General features: G+C 61.3%; 1 protein-coding gene and 1 pseudogene. Both read right to left on the bottom strand.

From position 1 onward, the window contains the following. Positions 1-347: pseudogene (locus EN884_RS32620) on the bottom strand (P-type conjugative transfer protein TrbJ); the annotation flags it as partial. Between the two features lie 32 nt (positions 348-379). Continuing rightward, positions 380-2564, bottom strand: a 2185-nt coding sequence (gene trbE, locus EN884_RS32615) for a conjugal transfer protein TrbE (protein ID WP_128360994.1), incomplete at its 5' end; no start/stop codon positions are given.

Genomic DNA, 2564 nt, shown 5'->3' with positions numbered 1-2564 from the left:
CTCGAAAGGTCGGTGCCAAAATTCTCATAAGCGGACGTAAACTGACTGTCGATGTCCTGGACGTTGTAGGCGAGCTTGTTGGCTTCGCCGAGCAGGCTCTTCATCTGCGAGAAATTGCCCTCGATCTGGTCAAGCATGGAGGTTGGCAGCGAAGTGAGGTTCTTCGCCTGGTTGATCAGCATCTGCGCCTCGTTCTGAAGCGAGGTGACCTGGTTTTGAATTTGCTCAAGGGCCCGCGAGGCCGAAAGCAGGTTTTCGGCGTAATTCCTGGGATCGAACACGATGAATGCGAATGCCGGCACCGATGACAGTGCAACAGCGGCAACCAATGCGCCGGCGGCGGCCATGCGCCGGATGCGGCAACGTGCAGGAATAGACATCATGAGGAAACCTCCTTCGCGGAATGGTCGATGACATTGGTGAGATCGGGGATGAGGTGGGCCGCCCACGAGAGTCCGCGATCGGCAAGCCAGGCCTTGAGGAACTGATCTGTGCCTCTCTCGGCAATGATCTGGTCGATCGCCGCCTGGTCCGACTTCGAGGACGCAGCGCAGAGCGCCAACGCAATCGGACCGAGGCTCAGCTCGAACAGCCGGTTGCCGCGCCGGGACTGGCAGTAGTAGTCGCGCTTCGGCGTCGCGTGTGCGACGATCTCGATCTGGCGATCGTTGAGACCGAAGCGCCGATAAATCTGGGTGATCTGCGGCTCGATGGCGCGTTCGTTCGGCAGGAACAGCCGCGTCGGGCAGCTTTCGACAATGGCTGGCGCGATCCTGCTGCCGTCAATGTCGGAGAGTGATTGCGTGGCAAAGATAACGGAAGCATTCTTCTTCCTCAGCGTCTTCAACCATTCACGCAATTGATCGGCGAACCCGCCATCGTCGAGCGCCAACCAGCCTTCGTCGATGATCAGCAGTGTCGGTCGGCCATCCATTCTCTGCTCGACGCGGTGGAAGAGATAGGCAAGCACGGCCGGAGCCGCACCGGTGCCGATCAACCCTTCGGTCTCGAACGCCTGTACGGATTTGTCGCCCAGGCGTTCCTGTTCGGCATCGAGCAGCCGGCCATAGGGACCGCCGACGCAATAGGGCTGCAAGGCCTGCTTCAGCGACGAGGACTGGAGGAGCACCGTCAGGCCAGTGAGCGTCCGCTCCTGAACAGGTGCGCTGGCCAGTGACGTCAGCGCTGACCAGAGATGTTCCTTTACGTCCGGCGTGACCGGGACGCCTTCGCGCAGAAGAATGTCGACGAGCCAGTCGGCTGCCCAGGCACGCTCCGGAACGTGGTGAATACGGCCAAGCGGCTGGAGCGAAACTGCGTCGATGTCGTCCGACAGATCTGCCAAGGTCAAAAGGGCAAGCGGATCTTCCGCTCCCTGGCCACTCGACGCACTGCTGCCGAGATTGTGCCAGTCGCCGCCCATGGCGAGCATGGCGGCGCGGATCGAGCCACCAAAATCGAAGGCAAAGATCTGGTTGTTCCCGTAGCGCCGGAACTGCAGCGCCATAAGTGCCAGGAGTACCGACTTGCCGGCCCCGGTCGGGCCTACGACGAGGGTGTGACCGACATCGCCGACATGGAGGCTGAAACGAAACGGCGTTGCGCCTTCTGTCCTGGCGAAGAACAGCGGCGGCGCGCGAAAATGGTCATCCTCGACGGGTCCCGCCCAGACTGCCGAGAGGGGGATCATGTGAGCGAGATTCAAGGTAGATAGCGGCGGCTGGCGGACGTTGGCGTAGACGTGACCGGGAATGCTGCCGAGCCAGGCTTCGATGGCGTTGACCCTCTCGGCGATGCACGTGAAATCCTTCCCCTGGATCACTTTCTCAACCAGCCGGAGTTTCTCGTCCGCGATCGACGGGTCGGCATCCCACACCGTCAGTGTGGCCGTGACGTAAGCCTGGCCGATCTGGTCGGAGCCGAGGTCCTGCAAGGCCGCGTCCGCATCGGCTGCCTTGTTGGCCGCGTCTGTGTCTACGAGCACGGATGCCTCATTGGTCATCACCTCCTTGAGGATCGCGGCGACGGACTTCCGCTTTGCAAACCACTGGCGGCGGATCTTCGTCAGCAGCCTGGTCGCATCGGTCTTGTCGAGCAGGATCGCCCGCGTAGACCAGCGGTAGGGGAAGGCAAGCGCATTGAGATCGTCGAGGATCCCCGGAAAGGTGGTAGTCGGGAACCCGATGATGGTCAGCGTGCGCAGATGTGTGTCGCCCAGTCGCGGCTCCAGTCCACCGGCAAGCGGCTGGTCGACCAGAAGTGCGTCGAGATGCATCGGTGTTTCCGGAACACGGACACGATGACGCCTGGTCGAGACCGTCGAGTGCAGGTAGGTCAGTGTCTCGCCGTCATCGAGCCATGCAGCTTCCGGAACAAAGCCTTCGACCAGATCCAGCACACGGTCAGTACGGTCGACGAAGCTCTTTAGCAGTTCCCGTGGATCGACGCCGGTCTTTTCCCGGCCTTCGTAAAGCCAGTTCTCCATCCGCGAGACATCCTCGGCCGGCGGAAGCCAAACGAAGCTGAGAAAATAGCTGCTCTCGAACAGCTCTCCGTTTGGTTGA

It is taken from the genome of Mesorhizobium sp. M7A.F.Ca.AU.001.01.1.1 (assembly GCF_004022735.1).
Classification (GTDB): Bacteria; Pseudomonadota; Alphaproteobacteria; order Rhizobiales; family Rhizobiaceae; genus Mesorhizobium; species Mesorhizobium ciceri.
This window is presented reverse-complemented; position numbering and strand designations above follow the sequence as displayed.